Origin of the sequence: Sphingomonas japonica (assembly GCF_006346325.1) — a bacterium.
Classification (GTDB): Bacteria; Pseudomonadota; Alphaproteobacteria; order Sphingomonadales; family Sphingomonadaceae; genus Sphingomonas; species Sphingomonas japonica.
In genome coordinates, this window is the sequence record NZ_VDYR01000001.1 from 2297115 (window position 1) to 2318952 (window position 21838).

Consider the following 21838-nt stretch of genomic DNA (forward strand, 5'->3'; position numbering starts at 1 on the left):
GCGCAGGAAGGTAAAGATACCGTTCGTCCGGTTTTTCAACGCTATAGCTTGCGCCAGATCGCCCCTGCCGCCCAGCCGAAACCGACCGACAGCAACACCGCGACCAGCCCGTACAGGATCGAGTGACGATCGGCCGCGCGCGCCACGAATCGCTCGAACCCCGACTTTCGGATGTCGATCTCGCGCACCGCCGCGGCGAGGACGCGCCCGTCGCGGATCAGGAAGGTCTCCGCGGTGAACCGGCCGACCGGTACGCGCGCGGGAATGTCGATGCGCGCGCGGTACAGCACGTCGTCGGTGATCTCGACCGCACCCGGCGCCTCGACATAGAGGCTGCGCGAGCGATTGCGCTCGACCAGCCCTGCGGCGAAGCGCGCCTCGACATCGCTGGTGGTGCCGCTGGCGGGCGACAATTGCAGGCTGGCGAGCCCGAGTTCGTAGATCGCGCGGGTGCGTTCATCCACGATGTCATCGATCGGCCGCGACGAAGCGATGGCATAGAAGGACGGCGCCGAGCGATAGCGCATGCGATCGGCATTGACCCAGATGCCGGCGACCTTCTCCTTCTCGCGCACCGTCACCGATTGCGTCGGTCCCTTGACCACGACGACGATGTCGGCCGGATCCTCGCCCGACGGCACGCGCCCGCCGGGATAGAGGATCGCGCCGAACAGCAGCAGTTCGGCGCCGGTGAAGCTGTAGATGATCTCGATATCGCGCTGCGATACGTCGGGTACCAGCACCGGCTTGGCAGCTCCGATCAGCAGCAGCGGCGTAAGCAGCAGCAGCGCGATCCGCCGCAGCATCACGATGCGACCACGCTGAAGATTTCGTCGGGCCGCCAGGTCAGCCCCAGCACCATGCGGACGGCGACGCCAAGCACGATCAGCGCGAGCGCCAGCCGCAGATATTCAGGCTTCACGCTCGCGGCAAAGCGCGTGCCGACCTGGGCCCCGGCTACCGACCCGATCAGCAACAGCACCGCCAGCACGATATCGACCGCCTTGGTCGTGGTCGCGTGCACCATCGTTGCCGCAGCGGTGACGAACAGGATCTGGAACAGCGAGGTGCCGACGACGACCTGCGCGCCCATGCCGAGCAGGTACAGCATCGCCGGAATCAGGATGAACCCGCCGCCGACGCCGAGCAGCATCGTCAGGATACCGGTGGCGATGCCGAGCAGCAGCGGCGCCAGCGGCGAGATGTAGAGCCCAGAGCGATAGAAGCGCCAGCGCAGCGGCAGCGCGGCGACCATCGGATGATGGCGGCGGCGCATCGCCTTGGGCGCGGAGCCGGATCGGACCGCACGTACCGCACCGAACGCTTCCTTGAGCATCAGGCTGCCGATCGAACCGAGCATCACCACATACAGGATCGCGATGACGGTATCGATCTGCCCGCTCGCCTCGAGCAGGTTGAACAGGAACGCGCCGACGAACGCGCCGACGATCCCGCCCGCGACGAGCACCCCGCCCATCTTCACGTCGACGCCGCCGCGCCGGAAATGCGCGAAGACTCCCGACACGCTGGCGCCGGTGACCTGGCTCGCCGCCGAGGCGGCCGCGACGGTCGGCGGGATGCCGTAGAAGATCAGCAAGGGCGTCGTCAGGAACCCGCCGCCGACGCCGAACATCCCCGACAGCAATCCCACGCCCGCGCCCAGCAGCACGATGACGAGCGCATTGACCGACAGGTTGGCGATGGGGAGGTACAGGTCCATTGCCGATGTGCGTTATCCTGTCCCGGCGCAGGGAAAAAGCCCGATGCTAGAAATCGGCGCCGAGCGACAGCGCCAGCCCCGATCCGGGCGCCGCATTGCCGGCGATGCGCTGGCGCCAGTCAAGCCCGAGGCGCAGCGTGCGCCCGGCGACAGGGATCGCCGCGGCGACGCCCGGGCCGATGTCGATCCGTTCGGCCCCGCGCTGCGCCGCACCCCATGCCCCCAGCCCGGCGTCGATGCGGACGGCGCCGATCGCCGCGATCGGGCGGGTGATGCGCGCAGCGCCGTCGGCAAAGGGCTCGACCCGGTCTCGCGCGACCGCCCCCGCCTGCGCATAGGCCGCCAGCGTGAACCCGGCAGCGACCGGGACCGCATCGACTCCGCCGACGGCGAGCAAGGCCGGCCCGCCCCGCGCGCCGTCAAAGCCGAAGCGCTGTTCGGCGATGATCGCGACCGGCGCATCGAGGGGGCGCCATTCGACGCCGATCGCCGCCTCGCGACCGACACCGGCAAGCGGCGTAGCGACACGCGCAGCGATGGCGATGCGGTCCGCACGGTCGAGGCGATAGCGCAGCCGGGCACCGGCTTGGCTGCCGCCCAAGCGAACCCCGGCGGCCTCGTCCCCCGAACGGGCGACGAACCAGGCGCTGCCGGTCAGGCGCGGCCGTCGCGGGGCTTCGATCAATCCAGGCAGCGATCGGATCGCGGGCGGCGCGCTGGCGAGACGATCGCGGCGCGGCAGCCGCTGCGGAACACCCTGATATTGCACCATCCCGAGCAGGGCGAACTGCACGAGCGCGTCTTCGCGTGCGCCGCGGGGGGCTGCAGGCAGGGCAGGGAACGGCGCAGCCCCGCCGGCGACGGTCCTGCCGGGAAATTCGTGTGCCCGAGGCAGCACCGCCGCGCCACTCGGTGCTGCGGCGCTACGGACGGGGATCGGCAGAATTTCGCGTATCGCCTCGGGCAACGAACCGGTGACCGGCCAAAGCAACAGCACTCGCGCCGATATCCAGCCGCCGCCGACCAGGCCGAGGAAGCGCAAGGGGCGGCCACGAACGCTCATCCGGCGGGGTCGACGCCGGCGGGAAAATGGTGCGAGGTCTTGTCCCAGCGCAGCTCGCGCCCCCGCAGCGACGCGACATAGCGAAACACCGCGCGCCGCGCCGCGAGCAGCGTGATGGCGTTGCCGACGACCATGCGCGGGACCGACAGCAGCGCTTCGCCGCGGCCATAGAGCATCCCGACAAACGCCGCGCGCAGTGCGAGGCGCCACAGCAGCAGGCCGGCATTGGCGACGAGCAGCCACCAGAACCACGGCGCCAGCACGGTTCCCGGACGCCCGGCGAACCATCCAGCCCCCGCCGAGACTGCCCACAGCACCAGCGAACAATAAGCGCTGGCGAGCAGGATCACCGCCAGAAGCGCGCGCCGGTCGCGCATCCGCATCCAGTGATCGGTCAGCTGGTGCGCCCGCCCCCACCCGATCCGGTCCCAGCCCGCCAGCGCGATGCCGGTCATCCACCGCGCCTTTTGCCGCACGGCGGCGTCGATCGTGGCGGGGAAATAGGCGCGGATCGCAACCGGGCGTCCGCCGGCAGCTTCGAGCACGCGTGCGAAGCGGCCGCGCCCACCCATCGCCGCGATCGTCAGGCCGAGCTCGTAATCCTCGGTCAGCGACGTCGCATCGAACGGATCGCCGCCCCGTGCCGCGGCGACGCGGTCCAGCATGTCGCGGCGGATCGCGCAGCCGGTGCCCGCGAGCGGCAACCCTGCGCGCAACGCTTGGCGCACCAGCATCTGCTTGCCATGCGCCTCGGCGAATTCGTCGATATAGTGGCCCGAGACCAGCCGCGAGGTGCGATCGACCAGCGGCAGCACCGGCAATTGCACGACATCGGCGCTGCCGAGCAACGCGTCGAATATCCGCAATTCCCCGGTATGGACGACATCCTCGGCATCGTGCAGCACGACCGCATCGGTGCGCCTACCGTGCCGCGCATCATCGCGTGCAAGCGCGTGCCACAGCTGGTTGAGGCAATCGGCCTTGGTCGTGGGACCATCGCGGTGATGCACGACCAGCAGGACCCGCGGATCGCCCGCCGCGATCTGCGCGACGAGATCGATCGTCGCACGGTCATTGGGGTAGGCACCGACCAGGATGCGATAGTCGGGATGGTCGAGCCGGGCGAGCGCAGTGCGCAGCATGCCGCCGATCACTGCGGCTTCGTCCCAGGCCGGAACCAGCACCGCGAACCGGCGAAGCGGTGCTTGGGCTGTAAAATCCGCCAGGTCCGGGTCCGGCCTGCGCCGCCGACCGCGCAGCGCCGCACGCAGGAAATAGACGAGGTCGATCGCGAGATCGTCGATCCCGCCGATCAGAAACCCGACCGCAGCGAACAGCGCCGCTTCATGCGCGACGATCTCCACCGCGGCGATGACGCCCCCCACGTCCGCCAATGCCATCCCCCCGATTCGCGCTGGCAGTATTCAGGCTCGTAGCGCATTGAGCAACCAGCCTTTCGATCGGGAGCCGATGATGACCAGTCCGACCGCCAGCCGCCGCACGATCCTCGCCGCGATCGCCGCGCTGCCGCTGGCCGGATGCGCGGCGCGCGCGGTGCACGGGACGGATGCGGGCGGGGTCGAACGGCTCGACCCTGCGCTCGACCGCATCATTCCGCGCACGGCACATGTCGAGACGATCGCCACCGGCTATCGCTGGGCGGAGGGGCCGGTGTGGAACGCCCGCGACGGCAGCCTGCTGTTTTCCGACGTGCCGGCCAATGTCATCCACCGCTGGGTACCCGGCGAAGGCGCGCGGCCGTGGCTCGATCCGTCGGGGCTGGCCGGGCCGATCCCAGCCGAAATCCGCGAGGCGGGGGCGAACGGGCTGGCGATCGATCGCGCCGGATCGCTGGTGATGGGCGACAGCGGCAGCCGCACCGTCGCGCGGCTCGACATGGCGACGCGCGCCAAGACGGTGCTGGCCGACCGCTTCGAAGGAAAGCGCTTCAACAGCCCCAATGACGTGGCGCTGGCGCACGGCGGCGCGATCTATTTCACCGATCCGCCCTATGGCCTGGCGGGCGGCGACGCGTCGCCGGTCAAGGAACTGGCGTTCAACGGGGTATACCGGCTGGCATCGGACGGCGCCGTCACCCTGATCGACGATGGCTTGAGCTTTCCCAACGGCATCGCGCTTTCGCCCGACGAGCGCACGCTGTACGTCTCGATCTCCGACCCCGAGCGCCCCGAACTGCTGGCCTATCCGCTGGACGCAGCCGGACGGGCCGGGACCCCGCGGCGGCTGTTCGATTTCCGCGCAGGGGTGGCGGCGAAACAGCCCGGCCTGCCTGACGGAATGACGGTCGATGCGCGCGGCACGTTGTTCGCGACCGGCCCCGGCGGCGTCCATGTCCTCACCCCCGACGGGCGCCTGCTGGGCCGCATCGCCACTGGCGTCGCGATCGCCAATTGCGCCATCGGGGCGGGCTATCTCTATCTGGCGTCAAGCGACCGCATCGCCCGCATCGCCCTCGCCTGAACCCCCGGCTGAATCATCGTGCGCGTGCGGCGACGCCATGCGCAGCGCGTCGAGCACGTCGTCGGTCCGCGCCGGATCGCCGATCGCCAGGACATGACCCTGGCTTGCCGAGGTCAGCGGATCGCCGTTCCAGTCGCACATCCGGCCGCCCGCGCCTTCGACCACCGGCACCAATGCGGCGAAGTCGTAGAGCTGCAGCCCGCTTTCGCAGACGATGTCGAGATGCCCGCTGGCGAGCAGCCCGTAATTGTAGCAGTCGCCGCCATAGACCGGCCCCTGCCGGACATTGCCGCCCGACGTCGCCGCGACCAACGCGAGGAAATGCGGCACGTCGCCTTCGGCGAAGAGATGCGGGCTGGTGGTGGCGAGCGCGCCGCCGCCAAGCTGCGCACAGCTGCGGGTTCGCACCGCGGCGCCGTTGAACAGCGTTTCGCGGCCCGCCACGCCGGTCCAGCGTTCGCGCGCGATCGGCTGGTCGATGATGCCGAGCACCGGCCAGCCATCCTCGACCAGTGCGATCAGCGTGCCGAAGATCGCGCGCCCCACCGTGAAGCTGCGCGTACCGTCGATCGGGTCAAGCACCCATTGCCGTCCGGTGACGCCGTCCTTGACCCCATATTCCTCGCCGACGATGCCGTCGCCCGAACGTTCGGCGTCGAGGATGCGCCGCATCGCCGCCTCCGCCTCGCGATCGGCTAGCGTGACCGGCGAACGGTCGTCCTTGAGCTCCATGCCGAAATTGCCGCGGAAATAGGGACGGATGACGGCTCCGGCCGCATCGGCGAGACGCTCGGCGAGCGCGATGTCGTGAGAGGAAACGGGCATGGTCGGCGTTCTAGCGACTGTAACCAAGCGGCGATAGGCAGGGCATGCGGGACGGCAACGATCGCTCGCCCAGAAAAGACTTTCCTACACAGCATTGTTCCTGTTAGGTTATAAAAGATGGATAAATCTCTCCCATACCGTATGTTTCGCTGCGCGCTCCTTGCCATCGGCCAGGTTTTTGCGGTGCTTGGCGTCGCTGCGTCGGTGGCGCTGTTCCCAGCCGCCGCGTCTGCGCAGGTGCGGACGCTGCCGGCCCAGCCGGCAACGATCGACGCCGCACGGGCGGGGATCGACGTCTATCTGGTCAACGAAGGCGGCGGCGACGCCGCGGCTGATGCGCCCGCAACGATCGAGGTGACGACGCTGGACGGCGTTCGATTGACCGTGGCGCAGCAGGACGCGCCGCCCGCGACAATTGCGGCGGGGGCGTTCGTCAAGCTGCGCTACGCTGCGCAGGCGAGCGCCGCCGCACCGCTCGCAATGACCGCGCCGTCCGCGTCGGAGACGGTCGTCGCCGCGGCGCAAGGCAACGCGTCGGGCTTCCTCGATCGTTTCGAGCCCTATGCGCCGGTCTATGGCGTGTTCGGCGCTGGCGATGCCGGGGCGAAGCTGCAGGTGAGCTTCGCGTTCCGGCCGTTCGACGACGCTGGCGCGCTGGACGGCCTGCGCTTTGCGTGGACGCAGACGATGTTCTGGGCGATCGACGAGCCCTCGGGGCCGTTCCGATCGACCAATTACGCGCCCGAGCTGTTTTACGTGCACAACCTGTCGGACACGCTGACGGTGTCGGGCGGCTACCGCCACGATTCGAACGGGCGCGGCGACATCGGCTCGATCGACGCCAACCGGTTGTACGCGCAAATCGCCAAGCGCTGGGATTTGGGCAACGACTGGTCGGTCGTCGCCGCGCCGCGCGTCTGGGCCTATGTCGGCAAGCAGGGCGCGGCGCCCGATCTCGACCGCTATTGGGGGTTCACCGCGCTCCATCTGGGAATCGGGCAACGCGACGGCGTCCGCCTCGCAATCGATGCGCGTGGCAATCCCGGCACCGGCAGGGGGGCGGCCGAAGCCTATCTGTCCTATCCGCTGGCGCGGATCGGCGGTGGGCTGGGCATCTACGCCTTCGGGCAGGGCTTTACCGGCTATGGCGAGGCGATCGACGACTATGCGCTCCAGCGCACGCACGCGCGCTTCGGTATCGCGCTGACCCGATAACGGCGATAAGGTGCCGATCACTGCCGTTGAGGAGATTTCCCATGCGCCTATCGCTGTTGCTCGCCGCCCTTGCCCTGCCCTTTGCGGCGCCGGTCGGCGCGGCGCTGGCACCGGGAGCCAAGGCCCCCGATTTCCGCACCCAGGGCGCGCTGAACGGCAAGGTGTTCAACCTGACGCTGTCGGACCAGCTGACCAACGGGCCGGTCGTCCTGTACTTTTTCCCCGCGGCATTTACGCCGGGCTGCAATGCCGAAGCCAAGGCGTTCGCCGATGCGACTGCGCAGTTCAAGGCGGCGGGGGCGACGGTGATCGGCATGTCGGCCGATCCGGTCAACCGACTGGTCGCGTTCTCGACCGAACATTGCGCGGGCAAGTTCGCGGTCGCCAGCGCCGGGCCAAAGGTCGTGAGCGGCTATGACGTGGCGCTGGCCGGGCGCAAGATGACCAGCCGGACCAGCTATGTCATCGCCCGTGACGGCCGCATCGTCTATGCACATGACGATCCCAGCCCCGCAGGACATATCACCGGCACGTTGGCGGCGGTGAAGAAGCTCGCCCGCAGCTGAAACGAAAAGGGCGACCGGATCGCTCCGGCCGCCCTTCGTCATCGAGGGTAGGCGATCAGTTGGTTGGCGCTGGCGTCGTCGACACGCCCGCCTCCGCCTGGATCGCCGCCTGCACCTTGCCCTGCAGCGTGGTGTCAGTCTGCGCCGTCTGGGCGATCGCATTGAACTTGGCCGGTTCGAGACCCTGTTCCTGGACCTTTGCCGCCATCTGCGTCTGCTTCTGCTCGGCGGGGATCGTCGTATCCTTCTGGATCGCATCGAGCGCGACCACCGCCTTGGCGAACTGCGTCACTTCGGCATCGGTGATGCTGGCCGCCGAGACGGCCGGAGCGGCCGTGGTCGGGGCAGCGGTTGTCGGAGCCGCGTTGGAGGGGGCGCCGGTCGTCGGCGGAGTCGTCTGCTGCATATTCGGGCTGGGTGTCGTGGTCTGCGCCAGTGCGGGCGCAGAGATGGTGACAAGTCCAGCAGCGATCAGCGATCGGGTGAGCGTCTTCATCTCGAAATCTCCGTGATCCGTGCAAACAAATCGGGTTGCACCGATACCTATCATGGTTGCCAAGTTCATTTTCAACGCATACGCGGTCGGCAGTTGCTTAGACGGGTCCGGTTGTCGCTCCAGATATAGCCTGGATGGCCGGCCAGATACCACGCACTACTATTCTATGCTGGATTCGAGCCGCGGCAACTCGCAGCGGGCCATCGGATGCGACAGGCTTGACCCCGACTGGTGCCGCAGTGCAGCAAGGCGGCATGGCCAGCCTCCCCGCGATCACTAACAACCCGGATATCCGCTTTCTGGGTCGGCTCCTCGGCGACGTGATCCGCGGCTATGGCGGCGAGGAACTGTTCAAGCGCACCGAGTATATCCGCTCGACCTCGGTCGATCGTCACCGCGGCGTCGCCGGGGCGGACGCGATCGATCCGGGGCTCGACCGGCTGAGCCTCGACGAGACGCTCGATTTCGTGCGGGGATTCATGCTGTTCTCGATGCTCGCCAACCTCGCCGAGGATCGTCAGGGCGTCGCCGCCGAGGCGGATGCTGATATCGAACACGCGCTAGACAAGCTCGCCGATCACGGCATCGATCGAGCTGCGGTGGCCAAGCTGCTCGATCGCGCGCTGATCGTGCCGGTGCTGACCGCGCATCCCACCGAAGTGCGGCGCAAGTCGATGATCGATCACAAGAACCGCATTGCCGAGCTGATGGCGCTCAAGGATCGCGGCATCGCCGAAACCGAGGATGGCGATCAGGTCGACAACGCGATCCTGCGCCAGATCGCGTTGCTGTGGCAGACGCGGGTGCTACGCCGCGAACGGCTGTACGTCACCGACGAGGTGGAAAATGCGCTGAGCTATCTGCGCGACGTGTTCGTGCCGACGCTGCCCGCGCTCTATGCCCGCTGGGACCGCGCGCTGGGCGAGCGCGTGCCGACGTTCCTCAAGCCCGGCAGCTGGATCGGCGGCGACCGCGACGGCAACCCCTATGTCACCGCCGAGTCGATGCGGCATGCGCTGGCGCGCGCCGCGGAGACGGTGATCGGCCAGTATCTGGACGCGGTGCATGCGCTGGGCGCCGAGCTGTCGATCTCGACCGAGCACGTCGCGGTCGATGCCGGAGTGGAGCAGCTTGCCGAAGCCAGCGGCGACGAGGCCAGGAGCCGCGCCGACGAACCCTATCGCCGCGCTTTGTCGGGCATCTATGCGCGGCTGGCGGCGACGCACGAGGAGCTGGCCGGCAAGCCCGCGCCGCGCCCCGGGCCGCTGGCCGGTGACGCCTACGCTGAGCCGGGCGAACTGCGCCGCGACCTGCGCGCGATCGCGCACGCGCTCGCGGCCGAAGGCGGCGGCACGCTGGCGTCGGGCGGCGCGCTGGGGCGATTGATCCGCGCCGTCGAAATTTTCGGATTCCACCTCGCCACGCTCGACATGCGGCAGAATTCGGCGGTGCACGAGCGCGTCGTCGCCGAGTTGCTCAAGGTCGGCGGAGTGTCGCCCGATTATCTGGCGCTCGGTGAAGAGGAGCGCGTCGCGCTGCTGCGCCGCGAGCTCGAAAGCCCGCGGCCGCTGACCAGCCGCTATGCGACCTATTCGGACGAGACCGCGTCCGAACTTGCCATCCTCCACGCCGCTGCGGAGGCGCATGCCCGGTTCGGGCGGGCCGCGATCACCAACTATGTCGTGTCGATGGCGGAGTCGGTGTCCGACCTGCTCGAAGTGCATCTGCTGCTCAAGGAAGCGGGGCTGTACGTGCCGGGCGATCCACCGCAGGCCCACATCATGGCGGTTCCGCTGTTCGAGACGGTCGCCGATCTGGAAGCGGCGCCGGCGATCATGGCCGACTGGTTCGCGCTGCCCGAGGTCGCCGCGATCGCCCGGACACGCGGATATCAGGAAGTGATGATCGGCTATTCCGATTCCAACAAGGACGGCGGCTATCTGACCTCGACTTGGCAACTGGCGCGCGGTTCGACCGCACTGGCGCCGGTGTTCGAACGCGCCGGCGTGGCGATGCAGCTGTTCCACGGCCGCGGCGGCGCGGTCGGGCGCGGCGGCGGATCGGCGTTCACCGCGATCCAGGCGCAGCCGGCCGGGACGGTACAGGGGCGCATCCGCATCACCGAGCAGGGCGAAGTGATCGCCGCCAAATACGGCACGCGCGCGAGTGCCGCGACCAACCTCGAGGCGATGGCGTCGGCGACATTGCTCGCCAGCCTCGAGCCGCAGCGGCTGAGCGACGGCGACTATGCGCGCTTTTCGGCGGCGATGGACACGCTGTCGGACACCGCGTTCCGGGCCTATCGCGACCTGGTCTATGGCACCGACGGCTTCACCACCTTTTTCCGTCAGGCGACGCCGATCGCCGAGATCTCCGGCCTCAAGATCGGGTCGCGGCCCGCCAGCCGCAAGAAATCCGACGCGATTGAGGATCTGCGCGCGATCCCGTGGGTGTTCAGCTGGGCGCAGGCGCGGGTGATGCTGCCCGGCTGGTACGGCGTCGGCGCCGCGATCCAGGCGTTCGAGGACAAGGGCCTGCTGCGCGAGATGGCCGCGGGCTGGCCGCTGTTCGCCGCGACGCTCGACAATATGGAGCAGGTGCTTGCCAAGTCCGACATGGGCATCGCCGCGCGCTATGCCGGGCTGGTCGAGGATCGCGCGCTGGCCGACACCGTGTTCGGGCGCATCCGCGACGGCTGGCAGGCGACCCATGACGGGCTGCTGACCGTGACGCGGCAGACGCGGCTGCTGGAAAAGCACCCCAAGCTCGATACCTCGATCCGGTTGCGGCTGCCCTATATCGAGCCGCTCAACCTGCTCCAGATCGAGCTGCTCAAGCGATATCGCGCAGGTGAGGACGATGCGCGGATCGGCGAAGGTATCCTGTTGTCGATCAACGCGATCGCGACGGCGCTGAGGAACAGCGGCTAGTCAGCCAGAAACGGCACCGCCACTTCCCTTGGCACGCGGATCAGCTTGCCCGATGCGCGTTCGACGATCGCCCAGGTGGTCTTCGCCTCGACCTTCACCCGGCCATCGGCACCGGTGAAGCGCATGTGGCGGTCGAAGCGTGCACCGCGCGGCGCTTCGGGCACCCAGGTCTCGGCAGTGACGCGCTCGCCCGCCGCGACATTGCCACGATAATCGATCTCGTGCCGGGTGACGACCCACACATAGGCATCGACATGGGCGGGATCGGCGACTGCCGCCCAATGCGCGACCGCGACGTCCTGGATCCAGCGCACCCAGACGGCATTGTTGACGTGGCCGAGCTCGTCGATGTCGGCGGGGGTTGCAGTGATCGTCCGGGTGAAGCGCGGCATGCGCTCGCGGCTACCCTGCGTAGACACCGGGCCGCAAGCCCCTGACGCCCGGGTCGAGGACTTCGAACAGGCGACCGGCATCGGCTTCACCGGGCACGCCGTCCGCTGCCGAGGTGACGAACATGCGGTCGAGATCGGGGCCGGCAAAGGCGATGTTGGTGATCTGCGACGCGGGCAGCGCGATCGAGCGCTGGTGCGAACCGTCGGGCGCGAAGCGGCTGATGCGCGATCCGCCCCAGTGCGCGACCCAAAGATGCCCTTCGGCGTCGGTGGTCATGCCGTCGGGCGAGCCCCAGTCGCGATCGAAATCGATGAACAGCGCGCGGCCCGAGAGCGAGCCGTCGGCGGCGCGATCGTACCGGTAGATCGCGTTGCGGCCGGTATCGGTGTGGTAGAAGGTCGCGCCATCGGGGCTGATCGCCGGGCCGTTGGCGATGATGATGTCGCGTTCGAGCGTGTGCAGCGTGCCATCGGGGTCAAGGCGATAGAGCGCGCCGCTCGGCACGTCGCACGACAGCGGCATCGTCCCGGCATAGATGCGACCCTCGGCATCCGCCTTGGCATCGTTGAGGCGATTTTCGGGGAGGTCGGGCTCGGGATCGAGCATCGGCACGATCGCCAGCGGATCGAGCGTCACGGCATGGAAACCGGTCTGCATTCCCGCGATCAGCCCGCCCGAGTCGCGCTCGATCACCCAGCCGATCATCTCGGGCATCGCGATGCGATCGACCGTGCCACTCGCCAGCGACAGGCGGTTGAGCGCCTTGCCGATGATGTCGGTCCAATAGAGCACGCCGTCGCGTGCAGACCACAGCAGTCCTTCGCCAAGCTGGTCGCGGACGCCGGCGGTATCGACGATGCGGATCTCGGTCATCGCTTCCTCAGTGATTATGCCGGGGCACGCCGCGCGTTTGCGCCAGCCGTTGATACTCGACCGCCGGTTCGAGGACTGCGCCGGTGCCGAGCTGTCCGACGACGGCGCGCTGCATTTCCTGCCACGGCGTCTGGCTGGCGGGATAGTCATAGCCGCCCTGCGCGTCGAGGTCGGCGCGGCGCTGCGCCAGTTCGGCGTCGGACAAGAGGACGTTCGCCTCGCCGGTATTGAGGTCGATGCGCACGCGGTCGCCGGTGCGCAGCAGCGCCAGACCGCCGCCTGCCGCTGCCTCGGGCGAGGCGTTGAGGATCGAGGGCGAGCCGCTGGTGCCCGACTGGCGCCCGTCGCCGATACACGGCAGCGCGTGGACGCCGGCCTGAAGCAGATGGAGCGGCGCGCGCATGTTGACGACTTCGGCGGCACCGGGATAGCCGATCGGCCCGGCGCCGCGCATGATCAGCAGCGTGCGGTCGGTCGCACCGAGATCGGGATCGTCGATGCGGTGGTGATAATCCTCCGGCCCGTCGAACACGATCACCGGGCCTTCGAAGGCGTTCGGATCGGCAGGATCGGACAGGTAGCGCTGGCGGAATTCGTCGTTGATGACCGACAGCTTCATCACCGCGCTGTCGAACAGATTGCCGCGCAGCACCGAGAAACCGGCGGCGGGCTTGATCGGATCGTCAAAGCGGCGGATCACGCGTTCGTCCTCGATCACCGCATCGGCGCAGTTTTCGGCCATCGTGCGCCCGTTGACGGTCAGTGCGTCCTCGATCAGCCCCTGACCCATCAGCTGCGCGACCACCGCAGGTACGCCGCCGGCGCGGTAATAGTCCTCGCCCAGATACTCGCCCGCGGGTTGCAAATTGACGAGCAGCGGCACGTCGCGGCCATGCTCCTGCCAGTCTTCGATATCGAGATCGACGTTCAGGTGCCGGGCGATCGCATTGAGGTGGATCGGCGCGTTGGTCGATCCGCCGATCGCAGAATTGACGCGGATCGCATTCACAAAGGCGCTCCGCGTCATGACGTCGCTCGGCTTGCGATCGGCGTGCACCATCTCGACGATCTGCAGCCCGGTCTTGTACGCGCATTCCTGGCGGTCGCGGTAGGGAGCCGGGATCGCGGCCGAACCCGGCAGCGACATTCCCAGCGCCTCGGCCAGCGAGTTCATCGTCGTCGCGGTGCCCATCGTATTGCAATAGCCGGTCGAGGGCGCCGACGACGCCACCAGCTTGATGAAGCCCTTGTAATCGATCTCGCCGGCCGCGAGCATCTCGCGCGCCTTCCACACGATCGTGCCCGATCCGGTCCGCTCGCCCTTGTGCCAGCCGTTGAGCATCGGTCCGACCGACAGCGCGATCGCGGGGATGTTCACCGTCGCCGCCGCCATCAGGCATGCAGGCGTCGTCTTGTCGCAGCCGATCGTCAGCACGACGCCGTCGAGCGGATAGCCGAACAGCAATTCGACCAGCCCGAGATAGGCAAGGTTGCGGTCGAGCCCGGCGGTCGGGCGCTTGCCGGTCTCCTGGATCGGATGGACCGGAAATTCGATGGCGATGCCGCCCGCCTCGCGGATGCCGTCGCGCAGCCGGTCGGCAAGGACGATATGATGGCGGTTGCACGGCGACAGGTCGCTGCCGGTCTGGGCGATGCCGATGATCGGCTTGCCCGATTGGAGTTCCTCGAGCCCGAGCCCGAAGTTCATGTAGCGCTCGAGATACAGCGCGGTCATGTCCGCGTTGGTCGGATCGTCGAACCAGGCGCGCGAGCGCAGGCGCGGGGCAGTCGGGGAAGCGTCGGTCATGCAGTCAGCCTGTCTGGAACGTCGATCGAAGAGCCGCGAAACGCAGGGACTTGGGGATGCGGTCGGTCGCATAATCCGAACGGTGTCGCAGCGATCGTAAACGCCAAGGTCCTATCGACAGCGAGCACTACCCTCTTCCCTCTCCGGATTATACTCAGACAATTGCCAGGAGTTTGGCAATCGGGCAAGTGCGGCCTCGCGGGGTCGCGATCGGACGCTACCAGTACGAAAGCGCCGATACCAGATCATTGGTAGCGCTAACGAGCCATTTTATCCGATAAATCCTCTAGCGGCGGCGGCGCGTACGCTTGAGGCGGCGCAGCAGGCGGCGTTTTGCGGCCGGTTCGAACGCCTGTTCGGGATGCTCGGGATCGAGCGACTGGCTGTCGGCGACGGCGGTCTCGAACTCGGTGATATCCGGCGGCACGAACGGCACCAGTGTTCGCCCCGATCCGCGTAGCGCATCGATCGTCGCGATCAGCGAGCCGGTCTTCGCATAATGCTGCTCCACCGCTTCAGGATCGACGCCGAGATGTTCGGCCATGAGGTCGGTGCGTATGGCGGCGATCGTCGCGCGCGCCGCGCCGTCGTGGTCCGAGGCGGGCCGCGCCTCGATCGTGACGTCGCATTCGCTGTCGAGCCCCATCGATCGATTGTTCATATTTGCCGATCCGACGCGCAGCACCGCGTCATCGACGATCATGATCTTGGCATGGACGTAGATGTCCGCGCCATGCGTGGTCACCGGCGTGAAGATGCGAAGCCGCTCGGAATGCTTGCGCTTGCCGAGTTCCTCGATCAGCGCGGCGCGCGCCGCACCCATCACGAACTCCTCCAGCCAGCCATCGGCGACCTTGGGATTGACGAGCACGAATTCGGGGCCGTCGGCCTCGTCGAGCCGCGCGGCGATCGCTTCGGCAATGGCGCGCGAGGCGAAATATTGCGTCTCGATATAGGCGAAGCGCCTGGCATCCCGGATCATCGCCACGAATTGCGCCTCGATCTCGCGGATCTGGGGCAGGGTGTCGGTTTCGCCGCGAGTGCGGGCGATGGTAACCGGGACGTCGGTGAAGTGCGGTTCGAACCCGTCGATCCATACGCCGTCATGCGCGTGCGGGACCGGCAGCGTCACCCCGCTTGCCAGTTTCCAGCGGTCGCGCGCCAGTTCGCCCAGCGCCTTGGCGACATCGCCTTCGAGCGCCATCGTCGCGTCGTGCCACGGCATATAGCGCCGCCGCGTGAAGGGGCGCCTGCGCCGGTCGTCGCGGTCGCGATGCTCGCGCGTGTCCCAGCGCGCTGCGGTCATGTCGATGCCGCCGCAAAAGGCGAGGCTGTCGTCGATCACCACGATTTTCTGGTGGTGGCTGGCGCCGGTCGGATGGTTCTTGTCGACCTGAAAGGTGATCTGAGGCGACGAGGCCCATTTTGCCAGGCGGAACAGCGTCGTGCCGCGTCCGACCAGCTTGGCGGCGCCGACCCCCCAGGTCAGGATGTTGATCTGCAGATCGGGGCGATTGTCCGCCAGCCACGAAATGAACGGCCCCAGCTTCCACGGCGCACCGTCATCGGGCTTGGACGGATCGAGCCAGATGCGTGTGTCGAAATCCCAGCCGATCAGCATGAGCTGTTCACGCGCATTCATCATCGCGCGGCGCGCACGACGGTAATATTCCTGGGCATCGACGATCACGGCCGCCTTGTCGGCATGTTCGGTGCGCCAAGCGCCGGGATCGGGGGAATTGGTCAAATCGCGACGGGCCCTTCGCTGCTCAGGCGGTGCGTGCACAATTGCGCCTGCGGACTGTCGTCGGCGGTCAGCGCCGCAACCGTGACCCAGCCGTCGCGGCGCAGCGCAGCCGATCGCTGTGGATCGGTGCCCAGCGGCACGAACAGCCGCCGCCGCTCGCCGCCCGCCAGTCCGGCGTCGAGAATGGCGTCGGGAAACAGCGAAAAGCCGATCGCAGGCTCTTCGGCGCCCGATTCATGGACCACGGCATAGCTGCCGCCGCGGCCGATCTCACCCGCAATACCGCGCGCGAAGATCGAGAAGCCGAGCCAGCTTTGATATTCGAAGCCGTGACGCTCGGTCGGATCGAGGGTGAGCGCAACTTCGCCGGGCAGCGCCTGCGCGATCGCCTCCAGCCCGTCGAGCCGGGTCGCAAGCGCGCCTGCGTGCGTGCCCGAGCGCAGCCGCGCGATCGCCTCGGCGAACGGGCCGGCCGCCTCGATCAGCGGCAGATAGGCGCGATCGATCGCGGCGACGCCGGCCGCGTCCTTGGCATCGAGCCGGTCGCGCAGATCGTCGGACGCGCCGCTGCCGATCGCATCGACCAGGTCGGGCAGCGTGAAATCGACCGACAGCCCGACCACGCCCGCCGCCGCCAGCGCCTCGATCGCGACGCCGACGATCTCGCGCGCGGCGACCACGCTGTCGAGTCCGATCAGCTCGCAACCGATCTGGCGCGTCGCGCGGGCCGGGCGCAGCTCGCTCGCGCGCAGCTTGAGCACCACCCCGGCATAGGACAGGCGCAGCGGCCGAGGGTGATGCGCCATGCGCGTCGCGGCAATGCGCCCGACCTGCGCGGTCATGTCGGGTCGGATCGCCAGGCTGCGCTGCGACACCGGATCGACGAAGCGTACCGCATCGGTGGCCCGCCCGGCCTTGAGCCGCCGCGACAGCGCGTTCTCGAACTCGGCGAGCGGCGGATCGACCTGCTCATAGCCATGGCCATGCGCAACATCGAGCACGCGCCGCTCGAGCCGGGCGGCGGCGTCGGCGAGCGGTGGCAGGCGATCGTGGAACCCTTCGGGGAGGAGGCCGGTCATACCCGGCCCCCTATATCCCGTCAGAACTTCAGCGCCATCACCGTTTTCACGCCGGGCAGCGCGCGCACCCTGGCGATCAGGTCGGGCGTCACCGCCTCGTCGACCGACAGCAGCAGCACCGCTTCGCCACCGGCATCGCGGCGACCGAGGTGGAAGGTGCCGATGTTGACGCCGCTTTCACCCAGTGTCGTGCCGATCCGGCCGATGAAGCCGGGCGCATCCTCGTTGACGACATAGAGCATGTCGCCGTCGAGATCGGCCTCGACCTTGATCCCGAACAGCTCGACGAGCCGCGGCGCTTCGTTGCCGAACAAGGTACCCGCGACCGAGCGGTCGCCCGCCTGGGTACGCACGGTGACGCGCAGCAGCGTGTGGTACACGCCTTCGCGTTCGTGGCGGATCTCGCGGATGTCGAGCCCGCGTTCCCTGGCGAGGAACGGCGCATTGACCATGTTCACGGTGTCCGAATGGACCCGCATCAACCCGGCGAGCACCGCGCCGACGATCGGCTTCTGGTTGAGTTCGGCGGCGGCGCCCTCGGTTTCGATCGAGATCTGGTCGAGCGCACCGTGCGCAAGCTGGCCGACCAGGCTGCCCAGCTTTTCGGCGAGCGCCATGTACGGCTTCAATCGCGGCGCTTCCTCGGCCGACAGGCTCGGCATGTTGAGCGCGTTGGTGACGCCCCCATTGACGAGGAAATCGGCCATCTGCTCGGCGACCTGGATGGCGACATTGACCTGCGCCTCGCTGGTCGAGGCACCCAGATGCGGAGTCGAGACGAAACCGGGGGTGCCGAACAGCGGCGACGCCTTGGCCGGTTCCTCGACGAACACGTCGAGCGCCGCGCCTGCGACCTGGCCGCTGTCGAGCGCGTCCTTGAGCGCGGCTTCGTCGATCAGCCCGCCGCGCGCGCAATTGATGATGCGCACGCCCTTCTTGGTCTTCGCCAGCGCCTCGCGGCTGAGGATATTGCGAGTCTGCTCGGTGAGCGGGGTGTGCAGCGTGATGAAATCGGCGCGGGCGAGCAGCTGGTCGAGCTCGACCTTCTCGACGCCCATCTCGATCGCGCGTTCGGGGGTGAGGAACGGATCGAAGGCGATCACCTTCATCTTCAGGCCGCGCGCGCGGTCGGCGACGATCGAGCCGATATTGCCCGCGCCGATCAGCCCAAGCGTCTTCGACGTCAGCTCGACGCCCATGAAGCGGTTCTTCTCCCACTTGCCGGCCTGGGTCGAGGCGTCGGCTTCGGGCAGCTGCCGGGCAAGCGCGAACATCAGCGCGATCGCGTGTTCGGCGGTGGTGATCGAATTGCCGAACGGGGTGTTCATCACGACAACGCCCTTGGCCGACGCCGCGGGGATGTCGACATTGTCGACGCCGATCCCGGCGCGGCCGATCACCTTGAGGTTGGTGGCGTGCTCGAGGATCGCCTTGGTCACCTTGGTCGAGGAGCGGATCGCGAGGCCGTCATAGTCGCCGATCATCGCCATCAGCTCTTCGGGGGTCTTGCCGGTGATCTCGTCGACCTCGACGCCGCGCTCGCGAAAGATCTGCGCGGCCTTAGGATCCATCTTGTCGGAAATGAGGACTTTGGGCATTTTGCTTCTCCGGGCTCCGGCGACGGCCGGAGCACTGGGTTACGGACATCCGTTGGTGGCCAATGCTCCGACCTGCGCCGGAGCACGATGATTCAGGCGGTGGCCTGGGCGTATGCCCAATCGAGCCAAGGGCCGAGCGCCTCGATGTCGGCAGTATCGACTGTGGCGCCGCACCAGATGCGCAAGCCGGGCGGCGCGTCGCGATAGCCGGCGACGTCGTACGCCGCGTCCTCGCCCTCGAGCAGCGCCGCCATCTTCTTGATCAGTGCCTCGTCGGCGCCCTCGACGGTAAGGCATACGCTGGTGTTCGACCGCGTCGCCGGATCGGTCGCGAGATGCCCGAGCCAATCACGCGCCTCGACGATCCGGCCGAGCGCAGTGGCATTGGCGGTCGACCGCGCGATCAGCGCATTGAGCCCGCCGATCCCCCGTGCCCATTCGAGCGCGAAGATATAATCCTCGACCGCCAGCATCGACGGGGTGTTGATCGTCTCGCCCTTGAAGATTCCGTCGATCAGCTTGCCCGACTTCGTCATGCGGAAGATCTTGGGCATCGGCCAGGCGGGGGTATAGCTCTCCAGCCGCTCGACCGCGCGCGGGGACAGGATCAGCACGCCGTGCCCCCCTTCGCCGCCCATGACCTTCTGCCAGGAAAAGGTGGTCACATCGAGCTTGTCCCACGGCATTTCCATCGCGAACACGGCGGAAGTGGCGTCGGCAAAGGTCAGCCCCTGACGATCATCGGCGATCCAGTCGCCGTTGGGCACGCGCACGCCGCTGGTGGTGCCGTTCCAGGTGAAGATCACGTCATGATCGGGGTTGACGGTGGTCAGGTCGACGATGTCGCCATAGTCCGCCTTCATCACGGTCGGCTCGATCTTCAGCTGCTTGACCGCGTCGGTTACCCAGCCCTCGCCGAAGCTTTCCCACGCCAGCACCGATACCGGGCGCGCGCCCAGCATCGACCACATCGCCATCTCGACCGCGCCGGTGTCGGACGCGGGAACGATGCCGATGCGGTGAGTGTCAGGCACCTGCAGCACTTCGCGCGTGAGGTCGATCGCGTGTTGCAGACGGCTCTTGCCGAGCTTCGAGCGATGCGAACGGCCGAGCACGCTTGTGTCGAGCCTGTCAGGCGACCAGCCGGGCGGTTTGGCGCAGGGGCCGCTGGAAAAATGGGGGCGCTGAGGCTTTTTGGCCGGCTTTGTGGCGGGTCTTGCAGACGCAACTGCGGCGTCGGCGGAACGGGGATCGGTCATGTCAGTCTCTCCTCACAGAGAGCGCGCGCGGCGTTGGGACCGCGTGGCCCGTCGCCGCACCTAGCGGCGATGCGACCGGAGTCAAGCTGGGCGCGGCGAAGCGAGCCGCGCTTAGGCGATGGTTAACGAACGCCTCGCTACACCGGTCCGATGCGTACCCGGACCTGTATTTCCGCGATCCTTGCCCTCCCGCTCCTGCTTTCGGGCTGCCTGTTCGGCGGCAGTGACCGCGACGAGCGTCCCGCGCGGGTCACGCCGAGGGCGTCGGGCCCGGTGTCGCTGCCCTCGCGCCCGAGCGCGGAAACCCGGCAATGCTACGCCGATCTCGGTCGCGACCGGATCGAGTATCGCACCTTGCCCGACCGCGACTATGGCGGCGGCTGCCTGGTCATCGGCGCGGTGCAGTTGCTCGACATCGGCGTGCCGGTCGCGAACCTCAAATCGATGCGCTGTCCGCTGGCGCGCGCCTTCACCGGTTGGGTGCGGGGCGGCGTCGCACCCGCCGCGCTGCAGATGCTGGGCAGCGAACTGGTGCGGGTCGAGAGCATGGGCACCTATTCGTGCCGCGGCATCGTCGGCGGCGGCGCGGGCTCAGCCGGCCGCATCTCGCAGCATGGCCTGGCCAATGCCGTCGATGTCGCGGTATTCGTGCTGCGCGACGGCCGCCGGGTGAGCATCGAGGACGGCTGGAACGGATCGCCGCAGGAGCGCGCGTTCCTGCGCACGATCCGCGCATCGGCGTGCAAACGCTTCACCACCGTGCTCAGCCCCGACTATAATTCGGCGCATTACAACCATCTCCACCTCGACCTGGGCGGCAAGGCTTTCTGCCGCTGACGCGCAGCTTTCGCTTGTCACAGGGATGGGCTAGGCCAGCGCCGATGAAGGAAACCAAGGTTCCGTCGCGGGTATTTCGCCGCGCCGACGAAGATGCTGCCACCGTCCGCGAAGGCACGCATACCCCGCAGACCGAGCATCCGGCCTATCGCCTCGCCTTTCAGGACATGGACTTCCTGCTGCGCGAAGATCTGCGCCCGGTGCGCTTCCAGCTCGAGCTGCTCAAGCCGTCGCTGCTGCTCGATGAAGCGAAGATCGCGTCGATGCTGGTCATCTACGGATCGGCGCGGATTCCCGAACCGGCCAAGGCGCAGGCGTTGCTCGACCTGGCCACCGACGCGCAATCGCGCCGCATCGCCGAGCGGCTGGTGGAGAAGTCGAAATATTATGACGAGGCACGCAAGCTCGCGCAGCTCGCCAGCAATTTTCCGAGGGACGAAAGCGGCGACCGGCATTTCGTGGTTTGCTCGGGCGGCGGGCCGTCGATCATGGAGGCCGCCAATCGCGGCGCCGAGGATGTCGGCGCCGAATCGGTCGGGCTCAACATCGTCCTGCCGCACGAGCAGGCACCTAACCCGTATGTGACGCCATCGCTGTCGATGCAGTTCCATTATTTTGCGCTCAGGAAGATGCACTTCCTGCTGCGCGCACGCGCGGTCGCGGTGTTTCCCGGCGGGTTCGGCACGTTCGACGAATCGTTCGAGCTGCTGACGCTGATCCAGACCGGCAAGATCGAGCGCATCCCGGTGCTGTTCTATGGCCGCGACTTCTGGAACCGCGTCGTCGATTTCGATGCGCTGTGCGAGGAAGGCGTGATCAGCCCGCGCGACCTCGACCTCATCACCTTCGTCGATACCGCCGAAGAGGGGTGGCAGATCATCCAGGACTTCTACGCCGACAGGGACTGAGCGCAGGCGCAACGCAAAAGGGCGCCCCGCGAGGCGCCCTT

At 67.8% G+C, this 21838-nt stretch carries 19 protein-coding genes; 6 read left to right on the forward strand and 13 right to left on the reverse strand.

Features of this window, described 5'->3' with window-relative positions:
- Window positions 1–41: 41 nt before the first annotated feature.
- From FHY50_RS11315 to FHY50_RS11330, 4 genes are read right to left on the reverse strand one after another with little or no spacing between them, the layout of a single operon-like run.
- On the reverse strand, window positions 42–806 hold the full coding sequence (locus FHY50_RS11315) for a TIGR02186 family protein (RefSeq protein WP_140230818.1): 765 nt from the start codon (window positions 804–806) through the stop codon (window positions 42–44).
- Window positions 806–1720, reverse strand: a complete 915-nt coding sequence (locus FHY50_RS11320) for a sulfite exporter TauE/SafE family protein (RefSeq protein WP_140230819.1) — start codon at window positions 1718–1720, stop codon at window positions 806–808. The genes FHY50_RS11315 and FHY50_RS11320 overlap by 1 nt, the downstream gene beginning before the upstream one ends.
- A gap of 46 nt (window positions 1721–1766) precedes the next feature.
- Window positions 1767–2783, reverse strand: coding sequence for a hypothetical protein (locus FHY50_RS14415; protein ID WP_243846632.1), 1017 nt, complete (start codon window positions 2781–2783; stop codon window positions 1767–1769).
- Window positions 2780–4183, reverse strand: a complete 1404-nt coding sequence (locus tag FHY50_RS11330) for a glycosyl transferase family protein (RefSeq protein ID WP_140230820.1) — start codon at window positions 4181–4183, stop codon at window positions 2780–2782. The genes FHY50_RS14415 and FHY50_RS11330 overlap by 4 nt, the downstream gene beginning before the upstream one ends.
- Before the next feature lie 70 nt (window positions 4184–4253).
- Between FHY50_RS11330 and FHY50_RS11335 the strand changes: the two genes are divergently transcribed.
- Window positions 4254–5264, forward strand: a complete 1011-nt coding sequence (locus tag FHY50_RS11335) for an SMP-30/gluconolactonase/LRE family protein (RefSeq protein WP_243846633.1) — start codon at window positions 4254–4256, stop codon at window positions 5262–5264.
- On the opposite strand, the gene FHY50_RS11340 is transcribed toward FHY50_RS11335, so the two are convergent.
- The gene (locus tag FHY50_RS11340) at window positions 5229–6089 is read right to left on the reverse strand and encodes an inositol monophosphatase family protein (RefSeq protein WP_140230822.1); all 861 of its coding nucleotides are present in this window, start codon (window positions 6087–6089) and stop codon (window positions 5229–5231) included. The genes FHY50_RS11335 and FHY50_RS11340 overlap by 36 nt on opposite strands.
- Window positions 6090–6206: 117 nt before the next feature.
- On the opposite strand from FHY50_RS11340, the gene FHY50_RS11345 reads away from it, so the two are divergent.
- Together FHY50_RS11345 and FHY50_RS11350 are read left to right on the forward strand one after the other, a co-directional pair.
- A complete protein-coding gene (locus FHY50_RS11345) occupies window positions 6207–7304 on the forward strand; it encodes a phospholipase A (protein ID WP_243846634.1) in 1098 nt (365 codons plus the stop codon).
- 41 nt (window positions 7305–7345) lie between these two features.
- A complete protein-coding gene (locus FHY50_RS11350; RefSeq protein ID WP_140230823.1) occupies window positions 7346–7870 on the forward strand; it encodes a peroxiredoxin in 525 nt (174 codons plus the stop codon).
- Window positions 7871–7925: 55 nt separating this feature from the next.
- Here FHY50_RS11350 and FHY50_RS11355 read toward each other — a convergent pair whose 3' ends face one another.
- Window positions 7926–8366 (reverse strand): DUF4168 domain-containing protein, encoded by a 441-nt coding sequence (locus FHY50_RS11355; RefSeq protein ID WP_140230824.1) that lies wholly within the window; start codon window positions 8364–8366, stop codon window positions 7926–7928.
- Window positions 8367–8620: 254 nt separating this feature from the next.
- Between FHY50_RS11355 and ppc the strand changes: the two genes are divergently transcribed.
- A complete protein-coding gene (gene ppc, locus FHY50_RS11360) occupies window positions 8621–11296 on the forward strand; it encodes a phosphoenolpyruvate carboxylase (protein WP_140230825.1) in 2676 nt (891 codons plus the stop codon).
- Here the strand turns inward: ppc and FHY50_RS11365 are convergent.
- The 7 genes from FHY50_RS11365 to FHY50_RS11395 form a co-directional block, all read right to left on the reverse strand.
- Window positions 11293–11688 (reverse strand): acyl-CoA thioesterase, encoded by a 396-nt coding sequence (locus tag FHY50_RS11365; protein WP_140230826.1) that lies wholly within the window; start codon window positions 11686–11688, stop codon window positions 11293–11295. The genes ppc and FHY50_RS11365 overlap by 4 nt on opposite strands.
- Before the next feature lie 10 nt (window positions 11689–11698).
- Window positions 11699–12562 (reverse strand): SMP-30/gluconolactonase/LRE family protein, encoded by an 864-nt coding sequence (locus FHY50_RS11370; protein ID WP_140230827.1) that lies wholly within the window; start codon window positions 12560–12562, stop codon window positions 11699–11701.
- Window positions 12563–12569: 7 nt separating this feature from the next.
- The gene (locus tag FHY50_RS11375) at window positions 12570–14369 is read right to left on the reverse strand and encodes an IlvD/Edd family dehydratase (RefSeq protein WP_140230828.1); all 1800 of its coding nucleotides are present in this window, start codon (window positions 14367–14369) and stop codon (window positions 12570–12572) included.
- Between the two features lie 286 nt (window positions 14370–14655).
- Entirely contained in the window at window positions 14656–16116 is a 1461-nt protein-coding gene (locus tag FHY50_RS11380; protein WP_337250274.1) for a phospholipase D-like domain-containing protein, read from the reverse strand.
- Window positions 16113–17195 carry an ATP phosphoribosyltransferase regulatory subunit gene (locus FHY50_RS11385; RefSeq protein ID WP_140230829.1) on the reverse strand — a complete coding sequence of 361 codons (1083 nt, stop codon included), beginning with the start codon at window positions 17193–17195 and terminating at the stop codon, window positions 16113–16115. Before FHY50_RS11385 ends, FHY50_RS11380 begins: the two co-directional genes overlap by 4 nt.
- 20 nt (window positions 17196–17215) lie before the next feature.
- Window positions 17216–18793 carry a phosphoglycerate dehydrogenase gene (gene serA / locus FHY50_RS11390; RefSeq protein WP_140230830.1) on the reverse strand — a complete coding sequence of 526 codons (1578 nt, stop codon included), beginning with the start codon at window positions 18791–18793 and terminating at the stop codon, window positions 17216–17218.
- A gap of 92 nt (window positions 18794–18885) precedes the next feature.
- A complete protein-coding gene (locus tag FHY50_RS11395; RefSeq protein WP_140230831.1) occupies window positions 18886–20052 on the reverse strand; it encodes a phosphoserine transaminase in 1167 nt (388 codons plus the stop codon).
- Window positions 20053–20202: 150 nt separating this feature from the next.
- On the opposite strand from FHY50_RS11395, the gene FHY50_RS11400 reads away from it, so the two are divergent.
- Together FHY50_RS11400 and FHY50_RS11405 are read left to right on the forward strand one after the other, a co-directional pair.
- Window positions 20203–20889 carry an extensin-like domain-containing protein gene (locus FHY50_RS11400; RefSeq protein WP_140230832.1) on the forward strand — a complete coding sequence of 229 codons (687 nt, stop codon included), beginning with the start codon at window positions 20203–20205 and terminating at the stop codon, window positions 20887–20889.
- A 44-nt stretch (window positions 20890–20933) separates the two neighbouring features.
- Window positions 20934–21797 carry an LOG family protein gene (locus tag FHY50_RS11405; RefSeq protein ID WP_140230833.1) on the forward strand — a complete coding sequence of 288 codons (864 nt, stop codon included), beginning with the start codon at window positions 20934–20936 and terminating at the stop codon, window positions 21795–21797.
- The last annotated feature ends 41 nt before the right edge of the window (window positions 21798–21838 follow it).

Excerpts from the sequence above, each read along its gene's own strand:
- serA (WP_140230830.1), bottom strand. The coding sequence starts at position 18,793 with ATGCCCAAAGTCCTCATTTCCGACAAGATGGATCCTAAGGCCGCGCAG.
- FHY50_RS11320 (WP_140230819.1), bottom strand. The coding sequence starts at position 1,720 with ATGGACCTGTACCTCCCCATCGCCAACCTGTCGGTCAATGCGCTCGTC.
- FHY50_RS11370 (WP_140230827.1), bottom strand. The coding sequence starts at position 12,562 with ATGACCGAGATCCGCATCGTCGATACCGCCGGCGTCCGCGACCAGCTT.
- FHY50_RS11330 (WP_140230820.1), bottom strand. The coding sequence starts at position 4,183 with ATGGCATTGGCGGACGTGGGGGGCGTCATCGCCGCGGTGGAGATCGTC.
- FHY50_RS11375 (WP_140230828.1), bottom strand. The coding sequence starts at position 14,369 with ATGACCGACGCTTCCCCGACTGCCCCGCGCCTGCGCTCGCGCGCCTGG.
- FHY50_RS11335 (WP_243846633.1), top strand. The coding sequence starts at position 4,254 with ATGATGACCAGTCCGACCGCCAGCCGCCGCACGATCCTCGCCGCGATC.
- FHY50_RS14415 (WP_243846632.1), bottom strand. The coding sequence starts at position 2,783 with ATGAGCGTTCGTGGCCGCCCCTTGCGCTTCCTCGGCCTGGTCGGCGGC.
- FHY50_RS11315 (WP_140230818.1), bottom strand. The coding sequence starts at position 806 with ATGCTGCGGCGGATCGCGCTGCTGCTGCTTACGCCGCTGCTGCTGATC.
- FHY50_RS11350 (WP_140230823.1), top strand. The coding sequence starts at position 7,346 with ATGCGCCTATCGCTGTTGCTCGCCGCCCTTGCCCTGCCCTTTGCGGCG.
- FHY50_RS11400 (WP_140230832.1), top strand. The coding sequence starts at position 20,203 with ATGCGTACCCGGACCTGTATTTCCGCGATCCTTGCCCTCCCGCTCCTG.
- ppc (WP_140230825.1), top strand. The coding sequence starts at position 8,621 with ATGGCCAGCCTCCCCGCGATCACTAACAACCCGGATATCCGCTTTCTG.
- FHY50_RS11395 (WP_140230831.1), bottom strand. The coding sequence starts at position 20,052 with ATGACCGATCCCCGTTCCGCCGACGCCGCAGTTGCGTCTGCAAGACCC.
- FHY50_RS11355 (WP_140230824.1), bottom strand. The coding sequence starts at position 8,366 with ATGAAGACGCTCACCCGATCGCTGATCGCTGCTGGACTTGTCACCATC.
- FHY50_RS11405 (WP_140230833.1), top strand. The coding sequence starts at position 20,934 with ATGAAGGAAACCAAGGTTCCGTCGCGGGTATTTCGCCGCGCCGACGAA.
- FHY50_RS11365 (WP_140230826.1), bottom strand. The coding sequence starts at position 11,688 with ATGCCGCGCTTCACCCGGACGATCACTGCAACCCCCGCCGACATCGAC.
- FHY50_RS11345 (WP_243846634.1), top strand. The coding sequence starts at position 6,207 with ATGGATAAATCTCTCCCATACCGTATGTTTCGCTGCGCGCTCCTTGCC.
- FHY50_RS11340 (WP_140230822.1), bottom strand. The coding sequence starts at position 6,089 with ATGCCCGTTTCCTCTCACGACATCGCGCTCGCCGAGCGTCTCGCCGAT.
- FHY50_RS11385 (WP_140230829.1), bottom strand. The coding sequence starts at position 17,195 with ATGACCGGCCTCCTCCCCGAAGGGTTCCACGATCGCCTGCCACCGCTC.